Raw genomic sequence first — 2,600 nt, forward strand, 5'->3', positions numbered from 1 at the left:
CCACTACCATCACTGAAAAACGATTACCGGGACTGAAAGCTGTTGAGAAATATCCCAAGCTAATGATTTTGGGAAAGCCTGGGGCAGGTAAAACCACGTTCTTGAAGTATTTAGCGATGCAGTGTATTGAGGGCGAGTTTCAGTCCGAACGTGTGCCGATTTTTGTTACTCTCAAAGACTTTGCCGACGCTGCTAACAAACCTGGATTATTGGAATATATTAGTGTAGACGCAATGAATCGTACCTCTGAAAGAGGAGGTGTTGTAGATACGCAATCTATTATCTCTATCCAAAATGTAATAAATCATGGTAAAGCGTTAGTTTTACTAGATGGCTTAGATGAGGTCAGGGAAGAGGATACTAGCCACATTATTAAAGAAATTCGTGAGTTTTCGGAACATTTCCGAGAAAATCACTTAGTCATAACCTGTCGTATTGCAGCGCGGGAATATACCTTTGAGAAGTTCACAGAGGTAGAAGTTGCTGATTTTGATAAAGAACAAATTGCCACCTTTGCAACTAACTGGTTTAAAGGAAAAGCTGTAAAGCCAGAAATTTTTATTAAACAGCTTAAAGAGAATAACAGGATCAATGAACTTGCTGCAAGTCCTTTACTACTAACGTTGCTATGTTTAGCATTTGAGGAGTCAGGAGATTTTCCAGCAAATCGTTCTGAGTTATATAAGGAAGGATTGGATGCACTACTAAAAAAATGGGATGCCAAGCGTGGAATTCAGCGCGACCAGATTTATAAAAAGTTATCAATTCAGCGTAAGGAAGATTTACTCAGCAAAATTGCCCTGATTACGTTTGAGCGTGGTGACTACTTCTTCAAGCAGAAAACAGCAGAGCAATACATTATAGATTACATCCGTAATTTACCCAATGCCAATACTGATGAGGAAGCATTGCAACTCGACAGCGAAAGAATTCTGAAGTCAATTGAAGCTCAACATGGGCTATTGATGGAACGGGCTAAAGGTATTTACTCTTTTTCGCATCTGACATTTAATGAGTATTTCACAGCTAGAGAATTTGTTGTTGGAAAGCAGTTATCAAATGAGGCTTTACAGAATCTTGTCAGCCATATCACTGAAAAGCGCTGGCGCGAAGTTTTATTGCTGGCGGTTGGGATGTCTCCAAACGCAGATCGTCTGTTGCTATTGATGAAAGATAAAGTCGATTCGCTTTTAGCTACTGACGAAAAATTACAGCAGTTTCTAAAGTGGATAAGCAAAAAATCTTTTTCAGTAAATGTTCCATACCAATTAGCACTTATTCGCGAGTTTTACTTTGCTTTTATACTGGGACATAATCTTTATCTGGTTGATATGTGTATAGGAATCGACCTTGATTTTTGTCTTATCTCTGAGCTTGGATTCAGGGAAGCCATTGGTACAGATAATACTAGAGATTATTTTAAGTGTAATCTGGTACTTAGTCCTCAACTTCAATTTTGTTTGAATTTCAAGCATAAAAATGGTGTTGATAATATTACTAAATTAACTCACAGTCTTATTCCTGATCTAAAATCAGGATTGCTACCACTTGTAAACCAACTACCTAACCCAAAAAGTGATTTGCAGATCCATCAACAATGGTGGGAAACAAATGGTCAAACTTGGACTCAGCAATTAAGAGCAGTAATGATAGGATATCGCAGTATCGATAGTGAGTGGGAGGTGAGCATTCGCCAAAAGGAATTACTAAACCAGTATTACAATGCAAATTTATTCTTAGTAGATTGTCTAAATAGCGATTGTTATGTCAGTCGGGAAGTGCGACAGGAAATAGAAGATACTTTGCTATTACCGATCGCAGAGATTAAACAGCGTCAGCAGCAAGCTTAAACACCCATTATCTTTCAGTAACAAAGGTCAACAATGTGTTATATTCATTACCTATTTGTTGCTATTAGACTTGCTTTTTACCTAATAGCGAATTCTCAGGCAACTGCCAAGAAGACCCTTGACAATAGACATAACCATTTGTGATGGAAATACCAAACATTTGCCGCATGATTTTGGTAGCTTCTTTTCTCTCTTCATCTGTCAAGTAATCTTGACCTTTAAAACCTGCTCGATAACGTTGAGGATTACCACCAGCATCCACATAACGCTGTTTCCCAATTTCTAAAATTTCTTGGAACCTAGCATACTTTTGTTTTTGCATTTCAGTCCAATTTGCCATAATTACAAGTCCCAACTAATCGGAACAATATCACCCTTTTGTAAAACCGTAGCGGTAAGACTGGGCTGGTATCTTTAATGTACCAATTGCCACTATCTTCATCATAGAACCTATTACCAAGTAAACCTAGAGTAATAAGTGCGTTAATAATCAAGTATCGCACTTCACTCGCTGACATCAGAAATTACTCTATAAATTGACTTTAGCATTTCTAAAAGAAAGCGAAAATATTTTCCAAGTCCTAGGAAATTAATCTAAAATAGAAGTAAGAGTTCACAATCAGAGCATTCCCCTCTATATCAATGGCTTAGATATGTGAACATAAGTAATAAAACAGTATTTGGGAACAAAATAATACTCATTTTAAGTCTTATGAGTGTCTTGCTTCTGATTTTAGTAACACACATTAG

Annotated in this window: 2 protein-coding genes; one reads left to right on the forward strand and one right to left on the reverse strand. The window is 37.2% G+C overall.

Translation table 11 applies throughout. The annotated features are described in order from the left end of the window. Positions 1–1,850, forward strand: a 1,850-nt coding sequence (locus tag RRG12_RS42730) for an NACHT domain-containing protein (RefSeq protein WP_420763259.1), incomplete at its 5' end; no start/stop codon positions are given. A 64-nt stretch (positions 1,851–1,914) separates the two neighbouring features. Here the strand turns inward: RRG12_RS42730 and RRG12_RS42735 are convergent. Next, positions 1,915–2,190, reverse strand: a complete 276-nt coding sequence (locus tag RRG12_RS42735) for a hypothetical protein (RefSeq protein WP_420759007.1) — start codon at positions 2,188–2,190, stop codon at positions 1,915–1,917. Positions 2,191–2,600: the final 410 nt, after the last annotated feature.

The organism is Nostoc sp. CALU 546 (assembly GCF_048836525.1).

Coding starts and splice junctions, on each gene's coding strand:
- RRG12_RS42735 (WP_420759007.1), bottom strand. CDS start 2,190: ATGGCAAATTGGACTGAAATGCAAAAACAAAAGTATGCTAGGTTCCAA.